Origin of the sequence: Pseudobutyrivibrio sp. C4 (assembly GCF_900111635.1) — a bacterium.
GTDB lineage: Bacteria > Bacillota > Clostridia > Lachnospirales > Lachnospiraceae > Pseudobutyrivibrio > Pseudobutyrivibrio ruminis.
This window is the reverse complement of the sequence record NZ_FOHF01000001.1, coordinates 463,832-489,728: the sequence shown is the minus strand read 5'-3', so window position 1 is coordinate 489,728 and position 25,897 is coordinate 463,832. Positions and strand designations below refer to the sequence as shown.

The 25,897-nt window shown below is 39.2% G+C and carries 31 protein-coding genes and 1 tRNA gene; 30 read left to right on the top strand and 2 right to left on the bottom strand.

What is annotated here, in order from left to right; translation table 11 throughout:
- The first annotated feature begins 4 nt into the window (after positions 1-4).
- From BMY66_RS02370 to BMY66_RS02340, 7 genes are all read left to right on the top strand, one after another.
- The gene (locus BMY66_RS02370) at positions 5-2,161 is read left to right on the top strand and encodes an RNA degradosome polyphosphate kinase (protein WP_044934224.1); all 2,157 of its coding nucleotides are present in this window, start codon (positions 5-7) and stop codon (positions 2,159-2,161) included.
- A 1-nt stretch (position 2,162) separates the two neighbouring features.
- Positions 2,163-2,984, top strand: a complete 822-nt coding sequence (locus tag BMY66_RS02365) for a Cof-type HAD-IIB family hydrolase (protein ID WP_044934227.1) — start codon at positions 2,163-2,165, stop codon at positions 2,982-2,984.
- 202 nt (positions 2,985-3,186) lie between these two features.
- Positions 3,187-3,684 carry a translation initiation factor IF-3 gene (gene infC, locus BMY66_RS02360; RefSeq protein ID WP_033154017.1) on the top strand — a complete coding sequence of 166 codons (498 nt, stop codon included), beginning with the start codon at positions 3,187-3,189 and terminating at the stop codon, positions 3,682-3,684.
- Positions 3,685-3,702: 18 nt separating this feature from the next.
- Complete coding sequence (gene rpmI / locus BMY66_RS02355; RefSeq protein WP_028236330.1) at positions 3,703-3,900, top strand: 50S ribosomal protein L35; 198 nt, start codon at positions 3,703-3,705, stop codon at positions 3,898-3,900.
- Between the two features lie 44 nt (positions 3,901-3,944).
- Entirely contained in the window at positions 3,945-4,301 is a 357-nt protein-coding gene (gene rplT, locus BMY66_RS02350) for a 50S ribosomal protein L20 (RefSeq protein WP_033154018.1), read from the top strand.
- Between the two features lie 158 nt (positions 4,302-4,459).
- Complete coding sequence (galE, locus tag BMY66_RS02345; protein ID WP_044934231.1) at positions 4,460-5,476, top strand: UDP-glucose 4-epimerase GalE; 1,017 nt, start codon at positions 4,460-4,462, stop codon at positions 5,474-5,476.
- 69 nt (positions 5,477-5,545) lie between these two features.
- Positions 5,546-5,617, top strand: a tRNA-Glu gene (locus tag BMY66_RS02340).
- Between the two features lie 41 nt (positions 5,618-5,658).
- Here the strand turns inward: BMY66_RS02340 and BMY66_RS02335 are convergent.
- Positions 5,659-6,828, bottom strand: coding sequence for a tRNA(Met) cytidine acetate ligase (locus tag BMY66_RS02335; RefSeq protein ID WP_090394014.1), 1,170 nt, complete (start codon positions 6,826-6,828; stop codon positions 5,659-5,661).
- A gap of 144 nt (positions 6,829-6,972) precedes the next feature.
- Between BMY66_RS02335 and BMY66_RS02330 the strand changes: the two genes are divergently transcribed.
- The 17 genes from BMY66_RS02330 to BMY66_RS02250 all read left to right on the top strand — a co-directional run bounded on the left by BMY66_RS02330 (position 6,973) and on the right by BMY66_RS02250 (position 21,794).
- Positions 6,973-8,169 (top strand): acetate/propionate family kinase, encoded by a 1,197-nt coding sequence (locus tag BMY66_RS02330; RefSeq protein ID WP_044934233.1) that lies wholly within the window; start codon positions 6,973-6,975, stop codon positions 8,167-8,169.
- A gap of 103 nt (positions 8,170-8,272) precedes the next feature.
- The gene (locus tag BMY66_RS02325; protein ID WP_090394013.1) at positions 8,273-8,803 is read left to right on the top strand and encodes a YceD family protein; all 531 of its coding nucleotides are present in this window, start codon (positions 8,273-8,275) and stop codon (positions 8,801-8,803) included.
- A gap of 1 nt (position 8,804) precedes the next feature.
- On the top strand, positions 8,805-8,984 hold the full coding sequence (rpmF, locus tag BMY66_RS02320) for a 50S ribosomal protein L32 (RefSeq protein ID WP_033154022.1): 180 nt from the start codon (positions 8,805-8,807) through the stop codon (positions 8,982-8,984).
- Positions 8,985-9,081: 97 nt separating this feature from the next.
- Positions 9,082-10,104, top strand: a complete 1,023-nt coding sequence (gene plsX / locus BMY66_RS02315; protein WP_090394012.1) for a phosphate acyltransferase PlsX — start codon at positions 9,082-9,084, stop codon at positions 10,102-10,104.
- Between the two features lie 2 nt (positions 10,105-10,106).
- Positions 10,107-10,343, top strand: coding sequence for an acyl carrier protein (acpP, locus tag BMY66_RS02310; protein ID WP_033154024.1), 237 nt, complete (start codon positions 10,107-10,109; stop codon positions 10,341-10,343).
- A gap of 96 nt (positions 10,344-10,439) precedes the next feature.
- Positions 10,440-11,141 (top strand): ribonuclease III, encoded by a 702-nt coding sequence (gene rnc / locus BMY66_RS02305; RefSeq protein WP_044934237.1) that lies wholly within the window; start codon positions 10,440-10,442, stop codon positions 11,139-11,141.
- Between the two features lie 18 nt (positions 11,142-11,159).
- On the top strand, positions 11,160-14,720 hold the full coding sequence (smc, locus tag BMY66_RS02300; protein WP_090394011.1) for a chromosome segregation protein SMC: 3,561 nt from the start codon (positions 11,160-11,162) through the stop codon (positions 14,718-14,720).
- A gap of 18 nt (positions 14,721-14,738) precedes the next feature.
- Positions 14,739-15,668 carry a signal recognition particle-docking protein FtsY gene (gene ftsY / locus BMY66_RS02295; RefSeq protein WP_033154027.1) on the top strand — a complete coding sequence of 310 codons (930 nt, stop codon included), beginning with the start codon at positions 14,739-14,741 and terminating at the stop codon, positions 15,666-15,668.
- 26 nt (positions 15,669-15,694) lie between these two features.
- The gene (ilvA, locus tag BMY66_RS02290) at positions 15,695-16,906 is read left to right on the top strand and encodes a threonine ammonia-lyase (protein ID WP_090394010.1); all 1,212 of its coding nucleotides are present in this window, start codon (positions 15,695-15,697) and stop codon (positions 16,904-16,906) included.
- An 82-nt stretch (positions 16,907-16,988) separates the two neighbouring features.
- Positions 16,989-17,324, top strand: coding sequence for a YlxM family DNA-binding protein (ylxM, locus tag BMY66_RS02285; RefSeq protein ID WP_033154029.1), 336 nt, complete (start codon positions 16,989-16,991; stop codon positions 17,322-17,324).
- Positions 17,325-17,327: 3 nt separating this feature from the next.
- Positions 17,328-18,668 (top strand): signal recognition particle protein, encoded by a 1,341-nt coding sequence (ffh, locus tag BMY66_RS02280; protein WP_033154030.1) that lies wholly within the window; start codon positions 17,328-17,330, stop codon positions 18,666-18,668.
- A 39-nt stretch (positions 18,669-18,707) separates the two neighbouring features.
- Complete coding sequence (gene rpsP, locus BMY66_RS02275; protein WP_033154031.1) at positions 18,708-18,950, top strand: 30S ribosomal protein S16; 243 nt, start codon at positions 18,708-18,710, stop codon at positions 18,948-18,950.
- A 23-nt stretch (positions 18,951-18,973) separates the two neighbouring features.
- Positions 18,974-19,210, top strand: a complete 237-nt coding sequence (locus tag BMY66_RS02270; RefSeq protein WP_033154032.1) for a KH domain-containing protein — start codon at positions 18,974-18,976, stop codon at positions 19,208-19,210.
- Positions 19,211-19,382: 172 nt separating this feature from the next.
- On the top strand, positions 19,383-20,012 hold the full coding sequence (locus tag BMY66_RS02265) for a hypothetical protein (protein WP_090394009.1): 630 nt from the start codon (positions 19,383-19,385) through the stop codon (positions 20,010-20,012).
- 30 nt (positions 20,013-20,042) lie between these two features.
- The gene (locus tag BMY66_RS02260) at positions 20,043-20,333 is read left to right on the top strand and encodes a zinc-ribbon domain-containing protein (RefSeq protein ID WP_044934250.1); all 291 of its coding nucleotides are present in this window, start codon (positions 20,043-20,045) and stop codon (positions 20,331-20,333) included.
- A 3-nt stretch (positions 20,334-20,336) separates the two neighbouring features.
- Entirely contained in the window at positions 20,337-20,774 is a 438-nt protein-coding gene (locus tag BMY66_RS02255; protein WP_090394008.1) for a hypothetical protein, read from the top strand.
- A 147-nt stretch (positions 20,775-20,921) separates the two neighbouring features.
- Positions 20,922-21,794, top strand: coding sequence for a hypothetical protein (locus BMY66_RS02250; protein WP_090394007.1), 873 nt, complete (start codon positions 20,922-20,924; stop codon positions 21,792-21,794).
- A gap of 107 nt (positions 21,795-21,901) precedes the next feature.
- Here BMY66_RS02250 and BMY66_RS13940 read toward each other — a convergent pair whose 3' ends face one another.
- Positions 21,902-22,027, bottom strand: a complete 126-nt coding sequence (locus BMY66_RS13940; RefSeq protein ID WP_278335576.1) for a hypothetical protein — start codon at positions 22,025-22,027, stop codon at positions 21,902-21,904.
- A gap of 61 nt (positions 22,028-22,088) precedes the next feature.
- On the opposite strand from BMY66_RS13940, the gene BMY66_RS02245 reads away from it, so the two are divergent.
- The 6 genes from BMY66_RS02245 (at position 22,089) to ylqF (ending at position 25,841) form a co-directional block, all read left to right on the top strand.
- Positions 22,089-22,370, top strand: a complete 282-nt coding sequence (locus BMY66_RS02245) for an acylphosphatase (protein ID WP_177175561.1) — start codon at positions 22,089-22,091, stop codon at positions 22,368-22,370.
- A gap of 249 nt (positions 22,371-22,619) precedes the next feature.
- Complete coding sequence (gene rimM, locus BMY66_RS02240; RefSeq protein WP_090394006.1) at positions 22,620-23,138, top strand: ribosome maturation factor RimM; 519 nt, start codon at positions 22,620-22,622, stop codon at positions 23,136-23,138.
- 1 nt (position 23,139) lies between these two features.
- Positions 23,140-23,838, top strand: a complete 699-nt coding sequence (trmD, locus tag BMY66_RS02235) for a tRNA (guanosine(37)-N1)-methyltransferase TrmD (RefSeq protein ID WP_033154037.1) — start codon at positions 23,140-23,142, stop codon at positions 23,836-23,838.
- A 105-nt stretch (positions 23,839-23,943) separates the two neighbouring features.
- On the top strand, positions 23,944-24,294 hold the full coding sequence (rplS, locus tag BMY66_RS02230) for a 50S ribosomal protein L19 (RefSeq protein ID WP_033154038.1): 351 nt from the start codon (positions 23,944-23,946) through the stop codon (positions 24,292-24,294).
- 98 nt (positions 24,295-24,392) lie between these two features.
- Positions 24,393-24,989, top strand: a complete 597-nt coding sequence (lepB, locus tag BMY66_RS02225) for a signal peptidase I (RefSeq protein WP_052169867.1) — start codon at positions 24,393-24,395, stop codon at positions 24,987-24,989.
- Positions 24,990-25,001: 12 nt separating this feature from the next.
- On the top strand, positions 25,002-25,841 hold the full coding sequence (gene ylqF / locus BMY66_RS02220; RefSeq protein WP_044934288.1) for a ribosome biogenesis GTPase YlqF: 840 nt from the start codon (positions 25,002-25,004) through the stop codon (positions 25,839-25,841).
- The last annotated feature ends 56 nt before the right edge of the window (positions 25,842-25,897 follow it).

Here is a 25,897-nt window from a genome sequence, read left to right as displayed (position 1 = left end):
CGTTATGGGAAGCAAAATCAATATTTCAGATGCAAAATACTATGATAATAGAGAACTTAGCTGGTTAAAGTTCGAGCTAAGAGTATTGAATGAAGCTATGGTTAAAGAGCTTCCTATTTTGGAGCGCATTAAATTCGTAAGTATTACTTCGTCCAATTTGGATGAATTCTTCATGGTTCGTGTAGCTTCTCTTAAAGATATGGAGCATGCAGGCTACACAAAGCCTGACATTGCAGGAATGACACCTACAGAGCAGCTCATTGCAATCAACGAAAAGACAAGAGAGCTGGTAGAGCTTCAGTACAACATATGGGGAAAGCATCTCAACCCGGCATTAAAGGAAAACGGAATCATCCTCTATGATAAATATGAGGATTTAAATGAAGAACAGTTGAAATTCGTGGATTCATTTTTTATGAGCCAGGTTTATCCTGTTCTTACTCCGATGGCCTTTGATGCATCTAGACCATTTCCACTTATAAGAAACAAATCTCTAAATATTGCAGCGTTGATTGAAAAGAAAAAGGGGTCTACAGTAGCAGGTAACGACAGTGATGATGTTGAGTTTGCCACTGTTCAGGTTCCTTCAGTTTTACCTCGATTTGTATCCCTTCCATCAGACGAAAAACATCACGATTGCTTTATTCTTTTGGAACAGATTATCGAGCGCAACATGGACAAGCTTTTCTTAAACTACAATGTGGTTGCAGCCTCTCCATATCGAATCATGAGAAATGCCGATTTTTCAATTGATGAAGAGGGTGCAGAAGATTTGCTTTTAGAAATCGAGAAACAGATTAAATCACGACAATGGGGCGAAGTAATTCGTCTCGAGGTGGAATCTACAATTAATAAAAAGCTCCTATCAATTCTAAAGAAAAATTTAGGTGTAAATGAGATAGATATTTATAAAATCAAGGGACCTATTGATTTAACCTATCTTATGAAGCTTTATGGAATTGAAGGTCATGGCGAGCTTAGAGCTCCAAGCTTTAAGCCTCAGAACAATCCACGCCTTAAACCAGGTGAAAAGCTGTTTGATGAGATTAAAAAAGGTGACATTTTCCTCCATCATCCATATGAAAGCTTTGACCCTGTTGTTGATTTTATTGCACAGGCAGCCTTTGATCCACAGGTGCTTGCTATCAAGCAGACTTTATACAGAGTTAGCGGTAATTCACCTATCATAGCAAGCCTTGCTCATGCTGCTGAAAATGGAAAGCAGGTTACAGTCCTTGTTGAGCTGAAGGCTCGTTTTGACGAGGAGAATAATATAATCTGGGCCAAGAAGCTTGAGAAAGCTGGATGTCATGTAATTTATGGTTTAGTAGGATTAAAGACTCACTGCAAGATTGCTCTTGTTGTTAGAAGAGAAGATGATGGTATTCGCCGCTATGTTCATCTTGGTACCGGAAATTATAATGATTCCACAGCTAAGCTATACACCGATTGCGGTATGTTTACCTGTAATGAAAAATATGGCGAAGATGCTACCGCTGTATTTAATATGCTTTCCGGATACTCAGAGCCAGCAAGCTGGAATAAGCTTGTTGTAGCTCCACTTTGGCTAAGGGACACCTTCGTCACTTTGATTAATAGAGAGATTCGTCATGCCAAAGAGGGAAAGGAAGCTCGCATTATTGCTAAGATGAACTCCCTTTGTGACAAAGAAATAATCGAAAAGCTTTACGAGGCAAGCAATGCCGGAGTAAAGATAAATCTTATTGTTCGAGGAATATGCTGCCTTAGAACAGGTATTCCAGGCGTAAGCGAGAATATTCATGTGTCATCAATTGTTGGCACCTACCTTGAGCATGCACGTATTTTCTACTTCTACAACAATGGATTAGAAGATATATACATGGGTTCAGCGGACTGGATGCCTCGTAATTTGGATAGACGTGTTGAAATAATTTTCCCAGTTGAGGATGTTATTTTAAAGAATAAAGTTAAGCATATTTTGGATGTTCAGCTGGGAGATACCCTAAAGGCTTATGAGATGACAGAGGATGGAAACTATGTTAGAATAAAGCCTGTTCGCGGCAAGAAGCCTGTGGGAGCACAGGACACCTTCTGTCGAGAGGCAAAGAAAAATAACGAGCCAGAGATTGATTATTTCAAAAAGCGTACCTTTACGCCTATCTTTGGCAATGAGGTTTAAAATGAACAGAAAAATACTTGCAGTTGATTTGGACGACACAACTTTCGATGACAATAAGGACATCTGTAAGGCCAATCTTGATGCTTTAAATGCAATGCTTGATGCAGGGCATGTGCTTGCTGTAGATACAGGCCGTCCCACACACGTCATGAAAAAGCTTTTAAAGCGATTTGAAGTTTTTGATAGAGAAAATGTTTATCTTTTAGGTTACCAGGGAACCGTTGGTACTAGAGCCACCGATGATGAAGTATTATTTGGACATTTCCTTGATAATGAAGCAGCAATAAAGCTTATGACCTATTCAAAAAATGCCGGGTTAACCACCATTATTTTTGAATTTGGTCAGATTTATTCTTTTTCGTTAAACGAAGATACAGACAGATATTCTGAGATTTCAAAGGAGCCAATTACTGTAATTGAATCACCTGAGGATCTCAGGGGCCATAATCTTACAAAGATGATGGTAGTTAATTTCGAAGACCATGAAAAGCTGTTCCAGTTTGAGGAAGCTCATAAGGCCGAAATGGAAGATTCATTTGTCAGCATGTTTTCAAATGTTGCTTTCCTTGAGTATGTTGGAAAGGATTCTAGCAAAGGCGCCGGGCTTGCAGAGCTTGCATCTATCCTTGATATAGATATGCAAGATACAGTAGCATGTGGCGATGAAAGAAACGATATCAGTATGGTTCAGGCTGCCGGTGTAGGAGTTGCTGTGGCAAATGCCAGAGATGAGCTTAAGGCAGTTGCAGACTATATTACAGTTTTAGATAATAATAATGGAGCAGTAGCAGAGGCAATCAACAAATTTATTCTTAATTCGTAGAAAATTGTTGACTCTGCGGGGTTTACGTGATATATTATTCGTGTTGTGAAAACAAAGTAGAGTATCCACTCTCACCTTAGCACGTATATTTACAGTGACTTGGGTCTTATATTTCACACAAACCTTGTTTGTGATGATTTATGGTGGATATTCTGTATCCACTATTTTTTTATTATTTGGAGGTAGTACCATTAGCGAATTAATGATTAATGAGCAGATTCGCGACAAAGAAGTTCGTGTAATTGGCTCTGATGGGGAACAGCTTGGCATTATGTCAGCACGAGAGGCACAGAAGCTTGCCGATGATGAAGGATTAGATCTTGTAAAGATTTCACCAAAGGCTAATCCACCAGTGTGCAAGATTGTTGATTACGGTAAATACCGTTATGAGCAGGCACGCCGTGAAAAGGAAGCTAAGAAAAAGCAGCATGTTGTTGAGGTAAAAGAGATTCGTATGTCTCCAAACATTGATGCTAATGATATGAACACAAAGGTAAATGCAGCTAAGAAGTTCATTTCAAAGGGCGATAAGGTTAAGGTAACACTTCGTTTCCGTGGCCGTGAAATGGCTCACATGCAGTCATCAAAGCATATTCTTGATGATTTTGCTGAGGCACTTGCTGATGTTGCAGTAGTGGAAAAGGCACCAAAGATTGAGGGTCGTAGTATGAGCCTGGTGCTTACAGAAAAGAAATCGTAATACAGGAGGAAATTTATCATGCCAAAGATGAAGACAAGAAGAGCAGCTGCAAAGCGCTTTAAGGTAACAGGAACAGGAAAGCTTAAGAGAAACAAGGCATACAAGAGCCACATCTTAACCAAGAAGACTACAAAGAGAAAGAGAAATCTTCGTCAGTCAGCAATCGTTGATTCAACAAACGTAAAGAACATGAAGAAAGTACTTCCATATCTCTAAAATAGATTTGGAAATGTTATTTATTTGGTTAGGAGGAATTTAAAATGGCAAGAGTTAAAGGCGGATTAAACGCTAAGAAAAGACATAATAGAACATTAAAGTTAGCAAAGGGTTACAGAGGCGCTAGAAGCAAGCAGTATCGTGTTGCAAAGCAGTCAGTTATGCGTGCCCTTACATCATCATACGCTGGTAGAAAGCAGAAGAAGAGACAGTTCAGACAGCTTTGGATCGCTCGTATCAACGCTGCTGCACGTATCAATGGACTTTCATATTCTAAGTTCATGTACGGTCTTAAGCTCGCTGGTGTTGAGATGAACAGAAAGATGCTCGCTGAGCTCGCTGTTAACGATGCAGAAGGTTTTGCTAAGCTTGTTGAAGTTGCAAAGTCTAAGGTAGCTTAATTTCAAAACAAACGATTAAAAGTCCTAGGAGTAGTCCTAGGACTTTTTGTTTGTTATAAAATTAAGCTAATATGCAAGAAATATAATAGAAAACTATTTAACATTTTCTAGTATTCTGCTAATCTATTATGTGGTAACGAACTTTAAGGAGGTGCTTTATGGCAATATTAGTTACGGGTGGTGCTGGTTTTATTGGTAGCCACACATGTGTAGAGCTTCAGCAGGCAGGCTATGATGTAGTTGTATATGACAATCTTAGCAATGCATCTGAAAAGTCACTTGAGAGAGTAGAAGCTATTACAGGAAAGCCAGTTAAGTTTTACAAAGGCGATATCTTAGATAGAGATAGATTAAACGAAGTATTTGCAAATGAAAAAATTGATTCTTGTATTCATTTCGCAGGTCTTAAGGCTGTTGGTGAGTCAGTTCAGAAGCCTTGGGAATACTATGAGAATAATATCGCAGGTACACTTACACTTGTTGATGTAATGAGACAGCACAACTGCAAGAACATTATTTTCTCATCTTCAGCAACTGTTTACGGTGATCCAGCAGAGATACCTATCACAGAAAACTGCCCTAAGGGACAGTGCACAAACCCATACGGATGGACAAAGTCAATGCTTGAGCAGATTCTTTCAGATATGCAGAAAGCAGATAATGAATGGAACGTAGTTCTTCTTCGTTATTTCAATCCAATTGGTGCTCATCAGTCTGGTACAATGGGAGAGAATCCTAACGGTATTCCAAACAACCTTATGCCATACATTACACAGGTTGCAGTTGGAAAGCTTCCAGAACTTGGTGTATTTGGTGATGATTACGATACTCCAGATGGTACTGGTGTACGTGATTACATCCATGTTGTTGATCTTGCAAAGGGACATGTTAAGGCTCTCAAGAAAATCGAGGAGAATGCAGGTCTCAAGATTTACAACCTTGGTACAGGAGTAGGATACTCAGTTCTTGATATTGTAAAGAACTTTGAGGAAGCTACTGGGGTAAAGATTCCATATTCTATTAAGCCACGTCGTGCTGGTGACATTGCTACATGCTACTCAGATGCTACAAAAGCTAAGGAAGAACTTGGCTGGACAGCAGAGTTTGGCATCAAGGAAATGTGCGCAGATTCATGGAGATGGCAGAAGAATAATCCGAATGGATACGAAGATTAAAAAAAGTGTTGACATAAGTCAATTCACATAGTATTATATGTCTTGTCGCTGATAGCGACAGGGCAATATGGTTCCTTGGTCAAGCGGTTAAGACGTCGCCCTCTCACGGCGAAAACAGCGGTTCGATTCCGCTAGGAACTGCTAAAAAAGACACCTGATTTCAGGTGTCTTTTTTGTTATTCTTATATATTTGCTAAGTCAAATTTACGAGTATATTCCGTAGGATATGCATTGCCTGTTTTTGATGTCAGGATAGTGCGGTAAATATCACTGGAAATAATATCGTATTTATTAATTGTTTCATTTGGTGCTGTAAGTAAAGGGGCAGATGATGCTTCTTTTATTTTACTAAGAAGAACACTTCCGTTTTTACTGAATCCTAACATTCGCATATACGATATATATCCAGCTTCTTTTGCTTCCTTAAAATCATTTTCTGTAATACCTAAAAGAATATGACAGAGCACACGGCTGATTCTGGAATATTCAAAGTTTTTGGTTTTTAAAACTTCGCAGAATTGACTAAAGGAAACAAATTCCGGCAACTTATTTTTGATTCTATCTGAAAGGTCGTTGTTGCAATCTAAATATTGCTCGAAGCTTTCTGTGGTAAGAAGCTTGTAATGAAGCAATTCTGAAATATCATCGGAAGTCACAAATGGACTGTTGTTATATAAATTTATTACTTCTTCAGGTACTGCTTCAAAAGATTTTGACAGCTTGTAATGCTGGCGTATTGAGCTGGCAGAGCTAAGCTGTCCAGATAAGCTTAAATCATTGTATTCGTTGCCCTGTCGCTTCATAACAGCTATATCCATGTCAAGATGATTTGCTTGGATATAACGACAGTATTCGATTCCTAGTATATTATTAGGAGAGGAGATAATATCTTCAGCTAAAAATGCTTTTAAAGCCTTTGCTCTGGCAGTGGCATAGCTAATTCCCTGAGATACGAGTGTATTGATTTCATTGTTGATCTCGCCGGAATTTTCAAGCTCCACCAGTTTTTTGCTTTCCTCAATGAATAAGTCTTTGCGGTCGCATTCTGCTGAGAATAAAATAGTATCAACAACACCAGTGGCATTAAGCAAAGCAACACCGGCTGACGCATATTCTCTTGCAGAGCTGGTGGCGAAAATGGTAGGGATTTCAAGTACTATATCGGCACCACACATAAGAGCAGCTTTGGCTCTTGTATATTTGTCGAAGCAGGCTATTTCGCCACGCTGAGTAAAACTGCCTGACATAGCGACAATTATCTGATCAGCACCTAATACATTTCGTGCATATTCAATCTGAAGTTTGTGGCCATTGTGAAAGGGATTATATTCCGCAACTATACCAATTACCATTTTGTTCCTCCGAAAATACTTTTACATGGGTATTATACATTAAAATTTGGTTGAGAAGACAAATTTTAGTGATATAATTAAAATGTTGTTTAAGAATACAATTATTAAAGAAAGAAAACATATAAAGAAAGGAACTTTATTATTATGAAGATCTTAGTTATCAACTGTGGTAGCTCATCTCTTAAGTATCAGGTTATTGATTCAGAGAGCGAGCAGGTACTTTGCAAGGGACTTTGCGAGAGAATCGGCATCGATGGACGTATCGTTTATCAGAAGGCTGGTCTTGATAAGGAAATCACAGAAATCCCTATGCCTACACACAAGGAGGCTGTTGCAGCTGTAATCAACGCTATTACAAACGAAGCTACAGGTGCTCTTAAGTCTCTTGACGAAATCGATGCAGTAGGTCACAGAGTCGTTCACGGTGGTGAGAAGTTCGCAGCTTCTGCACTTATCACAGACGAGATGATTAAGGTTGTAGAAGAGTGCAACGATCTTGCTCCACTTCACAACCCAGCAAATATCATCGGTATCAATGCATGCCGTGAGCTTATGCCAGGTAAGCCACAGGTTGGTGTATTTGATACAGCATTCCATCAGACAATGCCTAAGGAAGCATATATGTATGCAGTTCCTTACAAATATTATGAGCAGTACGGCGTACGTCGTTACGGTTTCCACGGTACATCACACAGCTATGTTTCAAAGCGTGTAGCTGAGATGGACGGATGCGACCTTAAGAACTCAAAAATCATCGTTTGCCACATTGGTAACGGAGCATCTTGCTGTGCAGTTCTCAATGGTGAGTCAGTAGACACATCAATGGGTCTTTCTCCACTTGAAGGACTTGTTATGGGTACTCGTTCAGGAGATATCGATCCTTCAGCTGTTGAGTTCATGGCAAAGAAGGAAGGTCTTGATTTCGCTGGTGTTATGAACGTACTTAACAAGGAATCTGGTGCACTTGGTGTTTCTGGTATTTCTTCAGACTTCCGTGATCTTATTGCTGCTTCAGCAGAAGGCAACGAGAGAGCAAAGCTTGCTATGGATATGATTGCATACCGCATCGCTAAGTATGTTGGTGCATATGCAGCTGCTATGAACGGTGCAGATATCATCTGCTTCACAGCTGGTCTTGGAGAGAACAATGCAGGCCTTAGAAAGGCTGTATGTAGCCATCTTGGTTTCATGGGCGTTGAAATCGATGACGCTAGAAACGACGTAGCTGGCGAGGAGAGACTTGTTTCTTCTGACTCTTCAAAGGTTAAGGTATACGTTGTACCTACAAACGAGGAAGTTATGATTGCAAGAGATACAGCAGCTATTGTATCTGGCAAATAATTTCATCAAATTTTTGTAAAATTAATGCACTTTTTTCTTAAAAGTGTTTGACAAGCATATTAAAGCTTAGTATAATTGGCAAAGTGTGGATAGGAGATTTTATATGAAGATTTCTATTAAGGATATCACTTCATTACCTGATCAAAATAAGAAGTTTACTGGAACTTGCGACATACATGATTTTTCTTATCTTGGCAGTAAGTTTACTATCAATCGCACAGAGCCATTTGATGTAGTTTTGTCTATGATTGGTTCTGAAAAGCTTCATATTACATTCACTACTAGTGCTAATATCACTGGTTCATGTGACAGATGCTTGACAGATGTTTCATTTGATGTACCTGTGGCTGTTGATGAAACTGTTGAGGTTTCAGAAGGGCAGGTAGTTCCAGATGAAGAAATAGGTCCTTACTCATTTGTTGATGGTGAGGAAATAGTTGTAGATGAACTCATATTAAACGAGATCTTAGTGAATTTCCCGGCAAAGATATTGTGCCAGGACGACTGCAAGGGTATTTGCCCAGTCTGTGGCAAGAATCGTAATATCGAGTCTTGTGGATGTGACGACACAGTCTTAGATCCTAGAATGGCACAATTTTTAGATGTCTTTAATAGCTTTAAGGAGGTGAAATAGCATGTCTATTTGTCCAAAGAACAAATCTTCTAAGGGAAGAAGAGATAAAAGAAGAGCAAACTGGAAAATGAGCAAACCAACACTCGTTAAGTGCAGCAAGTGTGGAGAGCTTATGGTACCACATAGAGTTTGCAAGAACTGTGGATCATACAACAAAAAAGAAATCATCGCAGTTGATTAATTTTAAAAACCTTTCGGAGTTTCCGAAAGGTTTTTTTATTTGAAATAATGCCTAATTTAAAGTATAATTTCTAAAGTATGTATGAAAGGATATTATCATGAGTGATTATACTATAGTTGCACTTGATGCAATGGGCGGAGATAACGCACCATCAGCAATGGTACAGGGCGCTGTTGATGCTGTTAATGCAAACAAAGCTATTAAAGTTATTCTTGTTGGTAAGGAAGATGTTATCAAAACAGAGCTTTCATCTTACACATACCCACAGGACCAGATTGAAATAAAAAATGCTACAGAGGTTATCGAGACAGCTGAGCATCCAGTAGCTGCCATCAAAAGAAAAAAGGATTCTTCCATGGTAGTAGGCCTTCACCTTGTAAAGGATGGTGAGGCAGATGCATTTGTTTCAGCAGGCAATTCCGGAGCTCTTCTTACAGGTGGTCTTGGCATTGTTGGTCGTATCCGTGGCATTGAGCGTGCACCATTTGGTACACTTTTCCCAGTAAAGACTGGCGTTGCTCTTTTGGCAGACAGCGGAGCAAATGTTGATTGTCGCCCTAGCCACTTGGTACAGTTTGCCAAGATGGGCAGCATCTACATGGAAAAGGTAGTAGGAGTTAAAAATCCTCGTGTTGCCATTGTCAATGTTGGTGCCGAAGAAGAAAAGGGTAATGCTCTCGTAAAAGAGACTCTGCCACTTTTAAAGGAATGCGAAGATATTAATTTCATCGGTAGCATTGAAGCTAGAAATATTCCAAACGGAGATGCAGATGTTATTATCTGTGACGGATTCGTTGGTAATGTTATTCTTAAATTATACGAAGGTTTGGCAGGTACACTTATCACTGTTATTAAGGGTGGTTTAATGAGTACCCTCAGATCAAAAATCGGCGCTGCACTTGCACTTCCAGCTTTAAAGAAGACTCTCAAGAAGTTCGATGCCAGTGAATACGGCGGAGCCCCACTTCTTGGTTTAAAGGGGCTGGTTGTTAAGACTCACGGTAGTGCAAAGGCTGGAGAGGTTAGAAACACTATTTTCCAGTGTGTAACCTTCAAAGAGCAGCAGATTAACGAGTTTATTAGAGACAATATAGTTATAGAAAAGAAAAAGGAGGACTAGAGATGGAATTCGATTTACTCAAAGAGATTATTGCAGAGGTATTAAATGTTGATGCAGCTGAAATCACTACAGAGACTACATTTGTTGATGATCTTGGTGCAGATTCACTTGATGTATTCCAGATTATCATGGGTGTTGAGGAAAAGCTTAACATCGAGGTTGATACAGAGGCAGCTGAGAAGCTTTCTACTGTAGGTGATGCAGTTGAGCTTATCAAGAAGACAGTTGCAAACAAGTAATTTTATGTGTAAATGCGGCCTATTATAGGGCCGCAACAATTACACGTTTAGTGTCCACTTTCAGTGGACACTATTTTAAACTCAGGAGGTAGTATTTTGAATAGTTTAAAGGAATTTCAAAAGATTATCGGTTATGAGTTTAGAGACGAAAGCTTACTACAACAGGCTTTGACACATAGTTCATATGCAAATGAAAACCATATGCCAAAGCTTAGCGACAACGAGAGACTTGAGTTCCTTGGGGATGCAGTGCTTGAAATCGTTTCGAGTGAGTTTTTGTATCTAAATTATACCGAATTAAATGAAGGTAAATTATCTAGACTTAGAGCTAGCATAGTTTGTGAGCCTACTCTGGCTTACATTTGCAAGGAAATAAACCTTGGTGACTATGTTCGCCTATCTAAAGGGGAGGACATGACAGGCGGTCGAAATAGAAAGTCTATTCTTTCTGACGCCTTCGAGGCTACAATCGGCGCTATCTTTTTGGATGGTGGAATGGAGCCTGCTTCTGAATATATCCATAGGTTTGTTTTAAATGACATAGAACACAAGCAGCTATTTTACGATAGCAAGACCAGACTACAGGAAGTTGTTCAGGCTAATTTCAAGGAGCCACTTACATATCAGCTTATTTCTGAAACTGGTCCAGACCACGCTAAGGAATTTAAGGTTGAAGCCTTAGTTGGGGATAGAGTTCTTGGCTCAGGTGTTGGTAGCACCAAAAAGGCTGCTGAGCAGGAAGCTGCTTATGAAGGCTTGATGCGCCTCCACAAAGAAGACTCTATCAAGATTATATAATTAATTAGGGAGAATTTAATGTATCTTAAAAGTATTGAATTATACGGATTTAAATCTTTTGCACACAAGATGAAATTCGAATTCCATAATGGTATCACAGGTATCGTTGGTCCTAACGGTTCCGGTAAAAGTAACGTTGCTGATGCTGTTCGCTGGGTTCTCGGTGAGCAGTCTGCAAAGCAGCTTCGTGGTGCCAGCATGCAGGATGTTATCTTTGCAGGAACAGAGGCTAGAAAGCCTCTTTCATATGCATATGTAGCACTTACAATGGACAACTCTGACCATGTGCTTCCAGTAGATTACGAAGAGGTTACAATTGCTCGTCGTGTTTATCGTTCAGGCGAAAGTGAGTATCTTCTCAATGGTACACCATGCCGTTTGAAGGATGTGTCAGAGCTTTTCTATGATACTGGTGTCGGTAAGGAAGGTTATTCTATCATCGGACAGGGCCAGATTGAAAAGATTTTGTCTGGTAAGCCAGAGGATAGACGTGAGCTTTTCGATGAAGCTGTTGGTATCGTAAAGTACAAAAAGCGTAAGGCAGCATCTGTAAAGAAGCTTGAAAGTGAGAGAGAGAATCTTGTTCGTGTAAATGATATTCTTTCTGAGCAGGAGCGTCGTATTGGGCCTTTGGAAAAGCAGTCTGAGGATGCAAAGCAATACTTAAAATACAAAGAAGAGCTTAAGCGTATCGATGTAAACTCTTTCATGCTTGAGGTTGATAGACTTCAGGCTAATTTAGATGAGGTTGAAAAGAATGCAAATCTTGCTAGAGAACACATGGAAGAAAGCAAGACAGCTCAGGAGGAAATCCGTACAAAATACGACTCTTTGGAGCAGCAGATCAACGACCTTGATGTTGAAATCGAAACCTTAAAGAAGAATCAGTCAGATTCTACTCTCATGAAGGGCAAGCTGGAAAACGAAATCGCCCTTTTAGAGGAGCAGATTCGTTCTGCTAATGCCACAGATGAAAATATGGCAAGCCGTATCGCTGAAATCGAGGCAGATAAGGCAGATAAGGAAAGCCAGTTAGCAGATTTTAAGGCTGAAAAGGAAAATCTTGATAAAACATTGGAGGAAGCGGTAGAACGTCTCAATTCTGTTAAGGCTAATTACAGTGAACTCCAGGTTGCAATCATTTCAAATAACGAAAAAATCGAGCAGGACAACAAAGCAATCATGGAACTGCTCAACAATCGTGCTTCAATCAAGTCTAAGGAGCAACGTCTTGAGACTATGCTTGAGCAGACAAACATCCGCAAGGCAAAGCTTAATCAACGTCTCCTTGAAAGAAAGACTCGTGAAGAGGATTTGGATGTTGCTGTTGCACTTGCAGAGGACGAGTTTAAGAATGCACAGTCACTTCTTCTTGAACTTCAGGAAAAGGACAAGGAATATACAGAAAAGGCAGCTGAATGGAAAAAGAAGAGCCGTGAGAATTCTACTGCATTACAGGCAAAGAAGGATGAGTTCGCTCGTGTTCAGACTAGATTAGAGTCAATCAAGAACATTGCAGAGCGCTACGAGGGCTACGGCAATTCTACTCGTAAAATCATGGAGCAGAAGGGCAGAATCGATGGTATCGAGGGTGTTATTTCTGACCTTATCCATGTTGAAAAGAAATACGAAATGGCTATCGAGACAGCTCTCGGTGGTAACATTCAAAATATCGTTACAGCTGACGAGGCTTGTGCAAAGAAGCTTATCAGCTACTTAAAGGAAAACAAGCTTGGTCGTGCCACATTCCTTCCTTTGACATCCGTTGATGGAAGAGGCAATTTCAAAAAGACAGAAGTTCTTAATGACAAGGGCGTTCTTGGTCTTGCATCAGAGCTTGTTACATGTGATAGCAAGTTTGATGGAGTTGTAGCTTATCTTCTTGGTAGAGTTGTAGTTGCTGACAATATCGATTCAGCTATCGCTCTTGCAAAGAAAAACAACTACAGCATTCATATCGTTACACTTGATGGTGAATACCTTGCACCAGGTGGTTCAATGGCCGGTGGTCACTTCAAGAACAAATCAAATCTTCTCGGTAGAAATCGTGAGATTGAGGAGCTTGAAGGCAAGCTTGATGTTATCTCTAAGGAGATGGATGAGCTCAAGAACCGTGAGGGCGAAATCGAGACAGCTGTTGCACTTCTTGAAAGTGACAGAGATGACAACACTACAAAGCTTAATGAAGCTGCAATTGCATTAAATACAGCAAAGCTTGGCTTAGATAGAGCAAATGAGCAGAAGAAGGAAAGCTTAACTGCTTACGAAGGTCTTTCTAAGGAAAGCGAAGAGCTTGAAACACAGCTCACTGAAATCGCTGCAGGCAAGAAAGAAATCGAGTTCGAAAAGCAGGAATCAGAAGACAAAGAAGCAGAGCTCAAAGCTGAAATCCAAAAGCTTTCAGACGAAGTTGATGAGAAGACTTACATGGAGACTTCTGTTAACAGAACAATGTCTGAGGTTCAGATTGAGGAGGCTAATGCTAGACAGAAGGTTGATTTCGTTCAGCAGAACTTAGACCGTATCACATCCGAAATCGAAAAGTGTGTTGCTGATATTGCTGTCATCAAAGAAAATGCTCAGTCTACTAAGGAAGAGACAGAGGCAAAGAAAGCCCGAATCGACGAGATTAAGGCCACAATCTCTGCATCTGACGAGTCCTTTGGAAAGCTTGAGGAAGAAATCAAAGAAGCTGTTGCAAGAAAAGAAGAGCTTAATAACTCACACAAGAACTTCTTTGAACAGCGCCAGGAAATTACAGATAGAATTGCTGAATTAGACAAGGAAATCTATCGTCTGGATTCTCAGAGAGAGAAAATCAGCGATGCTATTTCATACCAGAACAATTACATGTGGAATGAATATGAGCTCACATATCATTCAGCAGAAGAATTAAAGGATCCAGAGTACAACGATTTGGATCAGATGAAGAAGGATGCTTCTAAAATCAAGAATGCTATCCGAGCTATGGGAAATGTTAATGTAAACGCTATCGAGGAGTTCAAGGAGCTTTCTGAGCGTTACAACTTCCTTAAGGGACAGCACGATGATTTGGTTGAGGCAGAGGCTTCTCTTGTTCGTATTATCGATGAGCTTGATGAGGGAATGAGAAAGCAGTTTGCTGAAGGATTCAAGGATATCCAGGTGCAGTTCGACAAGGCATTCAAGGAATTGTTCGGTGGTGGACATGGTACACTTGAGCTTGTTGACAGTGAGGACTTACTTGAGACAGGTATTATCATTAACGCACAGCCACCAGGAAAGAAGCTTATCAATATGATGCAGATGTCCGGTGGTGAGAAATCACTTACTGCAATCGCATTATTGTTTGCTATTCAGAACCTTAAGCCATCTCCATTCTGTCTCTTGGACGAGATTGAGGCGGCTCTTGATGATGCAAACGTAGATAGATTTGCTGGATACTTACACAAGCTTACAAAGAATACACAGTTCATCGTTATCACTCACCGACGTGGTACTATGAACGCAGCAGATAGATTATTCGGTATCACAATGCAGGAGAAGGGTGTTTCGGCTCTTGTTTCTGTAAATCTTATCGAAGCACAGTTGGATGATTAATCCTTAGCTGGAGGTTATATGGCAGAAAAAATCAGCTTCTGGCAGCGCCTTATAAAGGGCCTGACCAAAACAAGAGACAATTTTATAAAGTCGATGGATTACATTTTCAACGGCTTTTCAAATATCGATGAGGACTTCTACGAGGAGCTTGAAGAAGTCCTTATCATGGGCGATATTGGTGTGCGCACTACAGAGACTATCCTCGACGATTTAAGAGAGGCAGTAAAAAAGGAGCACATCAAGGAGCCTGCCGAGTGCAAGCAGTTTCTTATCAACGAAATTAAAGAGCAGATGGCTCTCGATGAGACATCATTTGATTTTGAAAAGAAGACATCTGTTGTTTTAGTAATTGGCGTAAACGGAGTTGGAAAGACAACCACAATCGGAAAGCTTGCTGGAAAGCTTCAGGCTGCTGGCAAAAAGGTTATGGTTGCCGGTGCTGATACATTCCGCGCAGCTGCTTCTGATCAGCTTAAGGAATGGGCAGATAGAGCATCAGTAGATTTTATCGGTGGTCCAGAGGGCTCAGATCCAGCGGCAGTTGTTTATGATGCTGTTCACGCAGCAAAAGCTAGAAATGTAGATGTTCTTCTTGTGGACACTGCAGGTAGATTGCACAACAAAAAGAATCTTATGAACGAACTTTCTAAGATTAACAGCACTATCTCAAAAGAATTCCCAGAGGCATATCGTGAGACACTTATTGTGTTAGACGGTACAACAGGCCAGAATGCCCTTGTTCAGGCTAGAGAATTCTCTGAGGTTACAGATATATCTGGTATTGTTATTACAAAATTAGATGGAACTGCAAAAGGCGGTATTGCAATTGCTATCCAATCTGAGTTAAAATTGCCAGTAAAATATATTGGTGTTGGAGAAACAATTGACGACTTAGAAAAGTTCAACGCAGATGAATTTGTTGATGCATTATTCTACGCTGAACAATAGTAAGCCACACAAGAGGGAGACTAATTATGCTTACATTGGACAAATTTGAAGAAGCCTCAAAGATTGTCACTGAGGTAACACACGAGACAAAGCTGGTTTACAGCGATTATTTTAGTGAGAAGTGCGGAAATATGGTTTACCTTAAGCCAGAGAATATGCAGCTTACAGGTGCATATAAGCTTAGAGGTGCATATTACAAAATCAGCACACTTACAGATGAGGAGAGAGCAAAGGGACTTATTACAGCATCTGCTGGTAATCATGCCCAGGGTGTTGCATATGCAGCTAGCAAATATGGCGTAAAGGCAACAATCGTTATGCCTACAACAACTCCTCTTATTAAGGTCAACCGTACAAAGAGCTACGGTGCCGATGTTGTTTTATATGGTGATGTATATGATGAGGCATGTGAGTATGCTTACAAGCTTGCTGATGAGCATGGCTATACATTCATTCATCCTTTCGACGATTTAGCAGTTGCAACTGGTCAGGGTACTATTGCAATGGAAATCTTCAAGGAGTTGCCTCTTGTTGAGTATATTCTTGTTCCAATCGGTGGCGGCGGACTTGCAACAGGTGTATCTACACTTGCAAAGCTTCTTAATCCAAAGATTAAAGTAATCGGTGTTGAGCCTAGTGGAGCAGCTTCACTTCAGGCGTCATTTGCAAAGGGAGAGGTTACAACACTTCCTTCTGTAAATACTATTGCTGATGGTACTGCAGTAAAGACACCAGGTTCAAACATTTTCCCTTATCTTCAGGAAAATATCGATGAGATTATCACAGTAGACGATGATGAGCTTATCGTTGCATTCCTTGATATGGTAGAGAATCACAAGATGGTAGTTGAAAATTCAGGACTTCTTACAGTTGCTGCATTAAATCATCTTGGTTTCAAAGATAAGAGAGTTGTATCTGTACTTTCTGGTGGAAATATGGACGTTATCACAATGTCTTCAGTGGTACAGCAGGGACTTATCTTCAGAGATAGAATCTTCACAGTATCTGTACTTCTTCCTGATAAGCCAGGTATGCTTGCAAAGGTTTCACAGCTTATTGCAGATCAGCAGGGCAATGTTATCAAGCTTGAGCACAATCAGTTTGTTACAACAAATCGTTCTGCAGCTGTTGAGCTTCGCATCACTCTTGAGGCATTCGGTACAGACCACAAGGAGCAGATTCTTAAGGCTTTGGATGAAGGTGGTTACAGACCAAAGATAGTTAGAACTTCACTTTAATAATATTAGAGGTGTAAAGTATTTATACTTGACACCTCTATTTTATTATAGTATATTATTTAAGGTCGCTAAAAGGAGAGATATGGAAGACAAGATTAAATCTGGTTATTTATATGATTTTTATGGTGAGCTTTTAACAGAGCATCAGCGTAGCGTATATGAGATGAGCATCAATGATGACTTATCCCTTGCAGAAATAGCAGATTCACTTTCCATTTCCCGTCAGGCGGTGCACGATATTTTAAAGAGATGCGACAAGCTTTTACAGGATTATGAATCTAGGCTCCATCTCGTAGAAAAGTTTATGAACATTAGAGGAGATGTCATTCGTATAAACGAATTGACAGAAGGAAATCCTAGCGAAGCTACTTTATCAGAGATTTCCCGATTATCTCAGTTGATTTTAGAGGAACTATAATTTATGGCTTTTGATTCACTTTCAGAAAAGCTTCAAGGCGTATTTAAGAATCTAAGAAGCAAGGGCAGACTTACAGAAGCTGATGTAAAGGCTGCTTTAAAGGAAGTTAAGATGGCACTTCTTGAGGCCGATGTTAACTTCAAGGTTGTAAAGCAATTTACAAACACTGTCACAGAGCGAGCAATTGGTTCAGATGTTATGAACGGCTTGAATCCTGGGCAGATGGTTATAAAGATTGTAAACGAAGAGCTTGTTAATTTAATGGGTTCAGAGGTTACAGACATCACTTTTGGCACAGGCGGCGCCATCACCACAATCATGATGGTAGGTCTTCAAGGTGCCGGTAAAACAACTACCACAGCAAAGCTTGCTGGCAAGGTAAAACAAAAGGGCAAAAAGCCTTTATTGGTAGCTTGTGATATTTATCGTCCTGCTGCTATAGAGCAGTTACAGATAAACGGTAAAAAGCAGGATGTTGAGGTTTTCTCTTTAGGAGATAAAGAAAAGCCTGTAAAGATTGCCAAAGAGGCAATGGCTTATGCTAAAAAGAACGGCTTCGATGTTGTTATCTTCGATACAGCCGGTCGTCTTCACATAGACGAGGATATGATGAATGAGCTCGCAGCTATAAAGAGCAATATCGATATCCTCAACACCATTTTGGTTGTTGATGCCATGACAGGTCAGGATGCAGTTAATGTTTCAGCTACATTCGATGAAAAGATTGGCATTGACGGAGTTATCATCACAAAGCTTGATGGTGATACTCGAGGCGGTGCAGCCCTTTCTATTAAGGCTGTCACAGGAAAGCCTATTCTTTACGCTGGTATGGGCGAAAAGCTTTCAGATTTGGAGCAGTTCCATCCAGACAGAATGGCAAGCCGAATCCTTGGAATGGGTGATGTACTTTCACTCATCGAAAAGGCAGAGGCCGAAATCGATAAGGATGCAGCAATGCAGCTTTCAAAGAAAGTAAAGAAAGCATCATTCGATTTCAACGATTATCTCACTTCTATGGAGCAGATGAAAAAGCTTGGTGGCCTTTCATCCATCCTTGGAATGATGCCTGGTATCAATTCTAGCCAGTTGGCTCAGATTGAAGGGGCAGTGGATGATAAAAAGCTTGCACACATCGAAGCTATCATCCTTTCCATGACTCCTGCAGAGCGTGAGAATCCAAAATTACTAAATCCTAGCAGAAAGCACAGAATAGCTGCTGGAGCTGGTTTAGATATAGCAGAGGTTAATCGCTTCGTTAAACAATTCGAACAATCAAAGAAGATGATGAAGCAGATGCCAAATATGATGGGCAAGGGTCGCCGCGGAATGCGCTTCCCATTTTAGCCAAGACCATTTAGTTTTATTATTTAGGAGGAATTAAAAATGGCAGTAAAGATTAGATTAAAGAGAATGGGTCAGAAGAAGAGACCAATCTACAGAATCGTAGTAGCAGATGCAAGAGCACCTCGTGATGGTAGAAACATCGATGAAATCGGTACATACGATCCTAACCAGGAGCCAGCAGCAGTTACAGTTGATGCTGAGGCAGCTAAGAAGTGGATCTCAAACGGCGCAAAGCCAACAGAGACAGTTGCTAGACTTTTCAAGCAGGCAGGCGTTCAGTAAACACTCGAAAGGAATGAATAGTGATGAAAGAATTAGTTGAAGTAATTGCTAAGTCACTTGTAGACAATCCTGAGGAGGTTGTAGTTTCAGAGAAGGAAGACGCTAAATCAATCGTTGTTGAGCTTCGCGTTGCACCATCTGATATGGGTAAGGTTATTGGAAAGCAGGGCAGAATTGCCAAGGCTATCCGCGCTGTAGTAAAGGCTGCAGCCTCAAAGATTGACAAGAAAGTTATCGTTGATATTGTTGACGTTGACTAATGTTGTAGGAACCTGAGTTTTCAGGTTCCTTTTTTTATTGGACTAATAATGCTTTTAAATTACAAATTTAAAAATTTTTTTAAATGCTTTACTAAAAAAATTGAATTTGTTAAAATTTTATACGGTGTGGCAATTCACATCATTAAATATAATTTTTAAGGAGAGACGTAATATGAAAAAGAAATTAGCGTTAATGCTAGCAACAGTAACAGCAGTTGCAACAATTTTTACTGGATGCGGTGGAAAGGACATTTCTGGAAATTATGTTTCGGAAATCAAACTTGCTCAGTTTTCAAGTCAAGAGGATATGCAGGCATTAGCTGATGTAGGAATTAATGCCGGAGATATCACTATGGATGTGACATTAGAGTTATCAGATGATAACACATTCACAATGGCTTTTGATACTACAAGTTTCAAGGATCAGTTTTCTACACTTGTAGATGATAACATGGATACAATCATTGATAAGTATTTAGAGTCAGAAGGTTATTCAAGATCAGATATTACTGATGAAGTTGCACAGTATGCTGGTTATGAAAGTGCCGATGCTTTGTTCGCAGATTTGGAGAACGAGATTAAAGGTTCTTTAGATGATATATATTCTGGAATTGATGAGGAACTACAGGAATATTCGGTTTCAGGCGATTATAAAGTTAAGAAAGATTCAGTTGTCTTTGTAGTTAATGGTGAAGACGAATTGCTCTTAGATAAGGGCACTCTAAATGAAGATGGTTCTATCACAGTTAATTCAGAAAGCGATGGTACTGTAGTTAGCCTTGAATTTGAGTTACAGCAGTAGTATTTCTTACATATCGAAGGGAGAATGAAAATGTTTATCTTATTGGGAACAAAAGAAAAAACAAAAGTTATGACAGAAATGGAATCAACTGAGCTTTGCATGAACTGCAATAATGAAGTGAAGCATGCTGTAATCAGAAACAGACTGTATTTTACACTGTTTTTCATTCCGGTGCTTCCATTACACACACGTTATTCAGTTGTTTGTCCTGCTTGTACTTTTGAAAGAAAAATTAAGAAATCAGAGGCTAAGGCTTTCTGTAATCATATTGCAATGTCAGACAGTAGCTTTACATATGTTGAAAGCAAAAAGGAGGCCTAAATCATGATGGACAAAAAATACAGAAAGAAAAATGGCAAGGCTTACCGTGTGATTTGGTGTAATACTTTCAAGTTGGTTGCTGCAGTAATTTGCTTACTTATTACATTAGTTTGCTTAATAGGTGCTGCAATTATTCCAGCAGTTTTATTCTTAGCTTTAACCGTTCTTGAGTTTTATAGATATAATGAAATCAATAATGTGGCTGACAATATTCGAGAGTACGGTGTTTTGATGGTAAATCATCCAGAATACACTGTTTATGATTTTTCAAAGGCACTAAAAAGAGATACAGAAACAGTAAATAAAGACATCGAAAAAATGTTGAAAAAGAAAGTTTTGTTTGGTACTACAGATCAAACTAAGTTCACTCTTGATGATGATTTTAACTTAAGAATCTTATTAGAGCAGAATGGCTGGGCTAGTGCAGTATTTGTAAATTAAAAATTAAAGTGGAATCTCTATGATTCCACTTTTTCTATAGTTGTAAATGTAAAGAATCCTAAAGAAGTCTAAAGATTAAACATATTATTTTTTTTATATGATAATATGTCGCTGTTTTTGGATAAAATTTTTAGGAGGATTTTTAGAATGACAAAGAAAAGATATTTTTCAATACTAGTTATTTTGGCAATTCTTATAATTACAGTAGGCGGTTTTGTATACAATCGCAATAGTAATGTTAAAATAGCGTATCACGCAGAAGGATCAGCTGGAAATATTGCTGGTACGACTATCGTTGTTAGTTTGTTTGCCGATGATACAGAGTCAAAGTGGGACAGCACAGAAGATGCAGAAAAGATATCTAATATCAACAATTATCTAGCTATAGCTGGAGATTATTTAGAAAATGTTGTTGCAAGCTATAATAAATCTGCTGATTTCATAACTGATTTTATTACAAACTCTGATCTAAAATACTCCATGGCATTTGATAAAAAAATTACAGATCAGGAATATATCAATAATGGAGAATGCGATACGGTTGTTTGGAATTTTATCGACAAGAATATCGATGAAGATGCGCTAAAACAAAAGTATAATGCGGATAATATTGTATATATGGTATTTGTTGATTCTGATGAAAGTAATACAGCTATTTCATGTACAAGAAGCTGGTATGAAGGTATTGAATCGGATGATGAAATAGTGTATTTGTTCAATATTGACAGCCAATGCTTAAATGGTCCAGCTGTATATGCACACGAGATTTTGCATACTTTTGGAGCGCCTGATTTATATGTTGAAGATTCTCTGTACAACATTACGAGTGATTTTCTTAATTATGTAAATGAAAACATGTCAAATGATTTGATGCTAACCTGTTCAGATGCAACTACAGATGATTATCTTTATGATTCAATTAACAATGAAGTTGGGGAGGTAACTGCATATTTTCTTGGTCTAGTGGATAACAGCAAAATTGTAGACCAGTGGAACCTGGTTATTCCTGAAACGTATTAAATAAGTGCATTGGAAGACTTAGGGAGGATAATGAACAAAAAGAATATTTCAAGAGAATTTAATCCTTTTATACTGCTGATAATCATTCCGTTTCAGCTACTCTTTGATTATCTTGTTTTACATTTTACGTTTGAATTGGAAGTGAATGGTAATCCAGATGCACATGGGCATCCTACAGGTTTGATGACGGCGACCATGTTTATTTTTATGTCAGTGATAACGCTTGTTGTCATTATTCTAACGCTGTTTAGCATTATAATAATTTACATGGTCAGAAATAAGAGGATGAAAGCGATGGTGAATCAGTTGGTTAGATATAGAATGATATTTACCGGTAGAGTGCAGGGAGTTGGTTTTAGATATACAGCTAATAATGCAGCCAACCAGTATCACCTTACTGGGTATGTGAAAAATGAATATGATGGCTCGGTCACTGTAGAGGTTCAGGGAGCCGAGGAAGCTATATACTTGTTTATTAAGTCGCTGGCTAATGATAGGTATATAGGCATTGACGATATACAAAAGCAGCAGATTCCTATTGAGGCTGATGAAAGAGGCTTCATTGTTCAGTATTAAATTAGGATGATGACTTGAACTTGCTATCATAGATTGTTAATGACAGGCATCTAGTCCATAAGGGCAAGGAAAGAGGTAGGTAAACTTTTAATCATGTTTGTTACAAGTATTGCTTTGTCCCGTAATCTTAAAAAGATAGATATGGTTGCAAGCCTCAAGGCCAATGAGTAAAATAATTGATAGCCCTATCATTTGCAAAGAACTATTTGTATATGATAGTCTAATAGAAAAAATTAGGAGTTAAATAGTTTGGAAGATTTATATCAGGTTGGTTCAATTACACAGACTCATGGAATTAGAGGCGAGGTAAAGGTTTTTCCTCTTACAGACGATATTTCCAGATTTAAGAATATGAAGAATTTGCTTTTGGATGCAGGTAAGGAGGGTTATATCAGCCTTGAGGTTGAAAATGCTCGTCCACAGAAGAATCTTGTTATCCTCAAGTTCAAAGGCATCGATAATATCAATGATATTGAAAAATATAAGGGCCACGGCCTTTATGTGACAAAGGACAATCGCGTAGATCTTAAGGAGGATGAGTATTTCATCGCAGATCTTATTGGCTGTGATGTTTATCTTGATTCTGATAAGGACAATAGATTCGGCACTATTTCTGATGTTATGGAAACAGGTGCTAATGATGTTTATGAGATTACCCTTGAAAGCGGTAAAACTGTTCTTGTCCCAGCTATCAAGGATTGCATCTTGGATGTAGATATCGAAGGTGGCAGAATGGAAATTCATTTGATGGAAGGATTGATTGATTAATATGAAGTTTTATATTTTAACCCTTTTTCCAGAAATGATTGAGGATGCGTTAAATACCAGCATCCTTGGCCGTGCTAGCAAGGCTGGTTCTATTTCATTCGAAGCTATCAATATTCGTGATTACACACTTGATAAGCATAAAAAGGTGGATGATTATCCATATGGCGGTGGTGCCGGCATGGTTATGCAGGCTCAGCCAATATACGACGCATATCAGGCAGTCTGCGAAAAGGCAGGTCACAAGGTTCATTGCATCTATTTGACACCACAGGGTAAGCTTTTCAAGCAGCCAGATGCAAAGACACTTGCTTTAAAAGAAGATATTTGCTTACTTTGCGGACATTACGAGGGCATCGATGAAAGAGTACTTGAGGAAATCGTTGACGAGTATTATTCAATCGGTGACTATGTACTTACTGGTGGCGAGCTTCCATCACTTGTTATGATTGATGCTATTTCACGTATGGTTCCAGGGGTACTTACAAACTCAGAATCAGGAGAGGATGAATCTTTAGAAAACAATCTTTTGGAGTATCCTCAGTATTCTAGGCCAGAGGTTTGGAACGACAGACGAGTTCCAGCTATTCTTTTATCAGGTGATCATGCAAAGGTTGATGCGTGGAGACACGAACAGTCAATTGAACGCACAAAAGAGCGTAGGCCTGATTTATATGCTAAATATTTGGAAAATGATTGTTGATTATTATAAACAACCATGTTATTATAAATGAGTTGCAAAAAAGAGATGTTCCGCTGTTATTCAATAGGGAATATTAAGAATGTCGCTAAATTTGGAGGAATTAAAATGAACGCAAACGAGATTATCAGAAACATTGAAGCTGCCGAGCTTAAGGCAGAAGTACCTGAGTTTCAGGTAGGTGACACAGTAAAGGTTTACGGCCGTATCGTTGAAGGTAACCGTACTCGTACACAGGTATTCGAGGGTACAGTTATTAAGAGACAGGGTGGAAGCAACCGTGAGACATTCACAGTTCGTAAGTCATCAAACGGCGTAGGCGTTGAAAAGACTTGGCCACTTCACAGCCCTAACGTTGAGAAGATTGAAGTAGTTAGAAAAGGTAAAGTTCGTAGAGCTAAGCTATTCTACCTCAGAGAGCTCACAGGTAAGAAGGCAAAGGTTAAGGAGAGAATCTAATCTCGGAATCCACTGGAACAGTCACTTTATTGTGACTGTTCTTTATTTTTAGACTAAAGTGCGGTATATTTATACTAAAGATTTAAAGGGATTTTTGTATGCTTTTATCAATTAAACGATTATTTAATAAAACCTTTCATCGTAGAAACGATGGGCTAAATTTTAGAAGACGCCGCAAGAAAATAAATTTCGATAAAGTAAGATACGTTTTGATATTTTTGCTGGAATTAGTGCTTGTGATTGGCTTGGCATTTGGAGTTGTTACTGCATTCGGTAAACAAGTAGAATGTTCCAATGCATCTATGGAGCCAACCTATCAAACATCCGATATATTACTTGTAAACACTATTGCTTACAAGTTTTCTGAGCCTGAGGCAGGGGATGTTATCGCATTCAAGCCAAAGTCTAATGTTAACGCTAGCTACAGTGTAAAGCGTGTTATTGCAGTGCCAGGGGATACTATCTATATCAGCAATGGTCGTATCTACATCAATGATGAATTATACAAAGAAAATCTTGATGTGGAGCGCATAGAAAATCCAGGTATTGCAGCGACTCCAATTACGCTTTTGGATGATCAGTATTTTGTACTGGGAGATAATCGTAATTCTTCAGAGGATTCGCGTTATGAAAGTGTTGGTTTCGTTTCCAACGAAGATATTTTAGGTAAGGTTTGGGCTAAATACCCATTCTAACGAGAGGTGAATATGGAATTTCAATGGTATCCAGGGCATATGACCAAAGCAAAGCGTCAGATGCAGGAGGATATAAAACTTATAGATTTGGTTATCGAGGTTATCGATGCTAGATGTCCTATATCTAGCCGAAATCCTGATATAAATGGGCTTGCTAATGGCAAGCTTCGTCTTGTTCTTTTAAACAAATCTGATCTTGCAGATAAATCTGTTAATCAGAAATGGATTTCTTATTTCAAGGATCAGGGCTTTTATTGTGTTGAGCTGGATTCTCGTGATAGAAAGAACATGAAGGGGGTTCAGGCCACACTTGATGAGGTCTGCGCTGCAAAGTTTGAAAAGGACAGAAAGCGTGGTATTAAGAATCGCCCAGTTAGAGCGATGGTTGTAGGTATTCCTAATGTAGGAAAGTCTACATTTATCAATTCTTTCGCGGGCAAGGCCGTTGCTAAAACTGGCAACAAGCCAGGCGTTACAAAGGGCAAGCAATGGATTAAGCTTAATAAATCAGTGGAGCTTCTTGATACACCAGGTATCCTTTGGCCAAAGTTTGAGGATAATACTGTTGGCTTACATTTAGCATTTATCGGCTCTATCAATGATGCAATCATCGAAACCAGAGAGCTTGCTATGGAGCTTGCAGATTTTATAAAAGAGACTTATCCAGGAGCATTAGCTGCTCGTTATGAAATAAATGAAGATTTAGTTAATCATGAAATTATTACTGAAATCGCCCTCAAGAGAAACTTCTTGAAAAAGGGCTCAGAGCCAGATTTCGACAAGGCTGCTTCAGTTTTAATAGATGAATTTAGAAATGGTAGTCTAGGAAAAATTTCACTTGAAAGGCCATAAGCATGAAGGTTATCGACTTTAACGAGGAAGAGCAAGAAATCAAAAGAGACATCGAA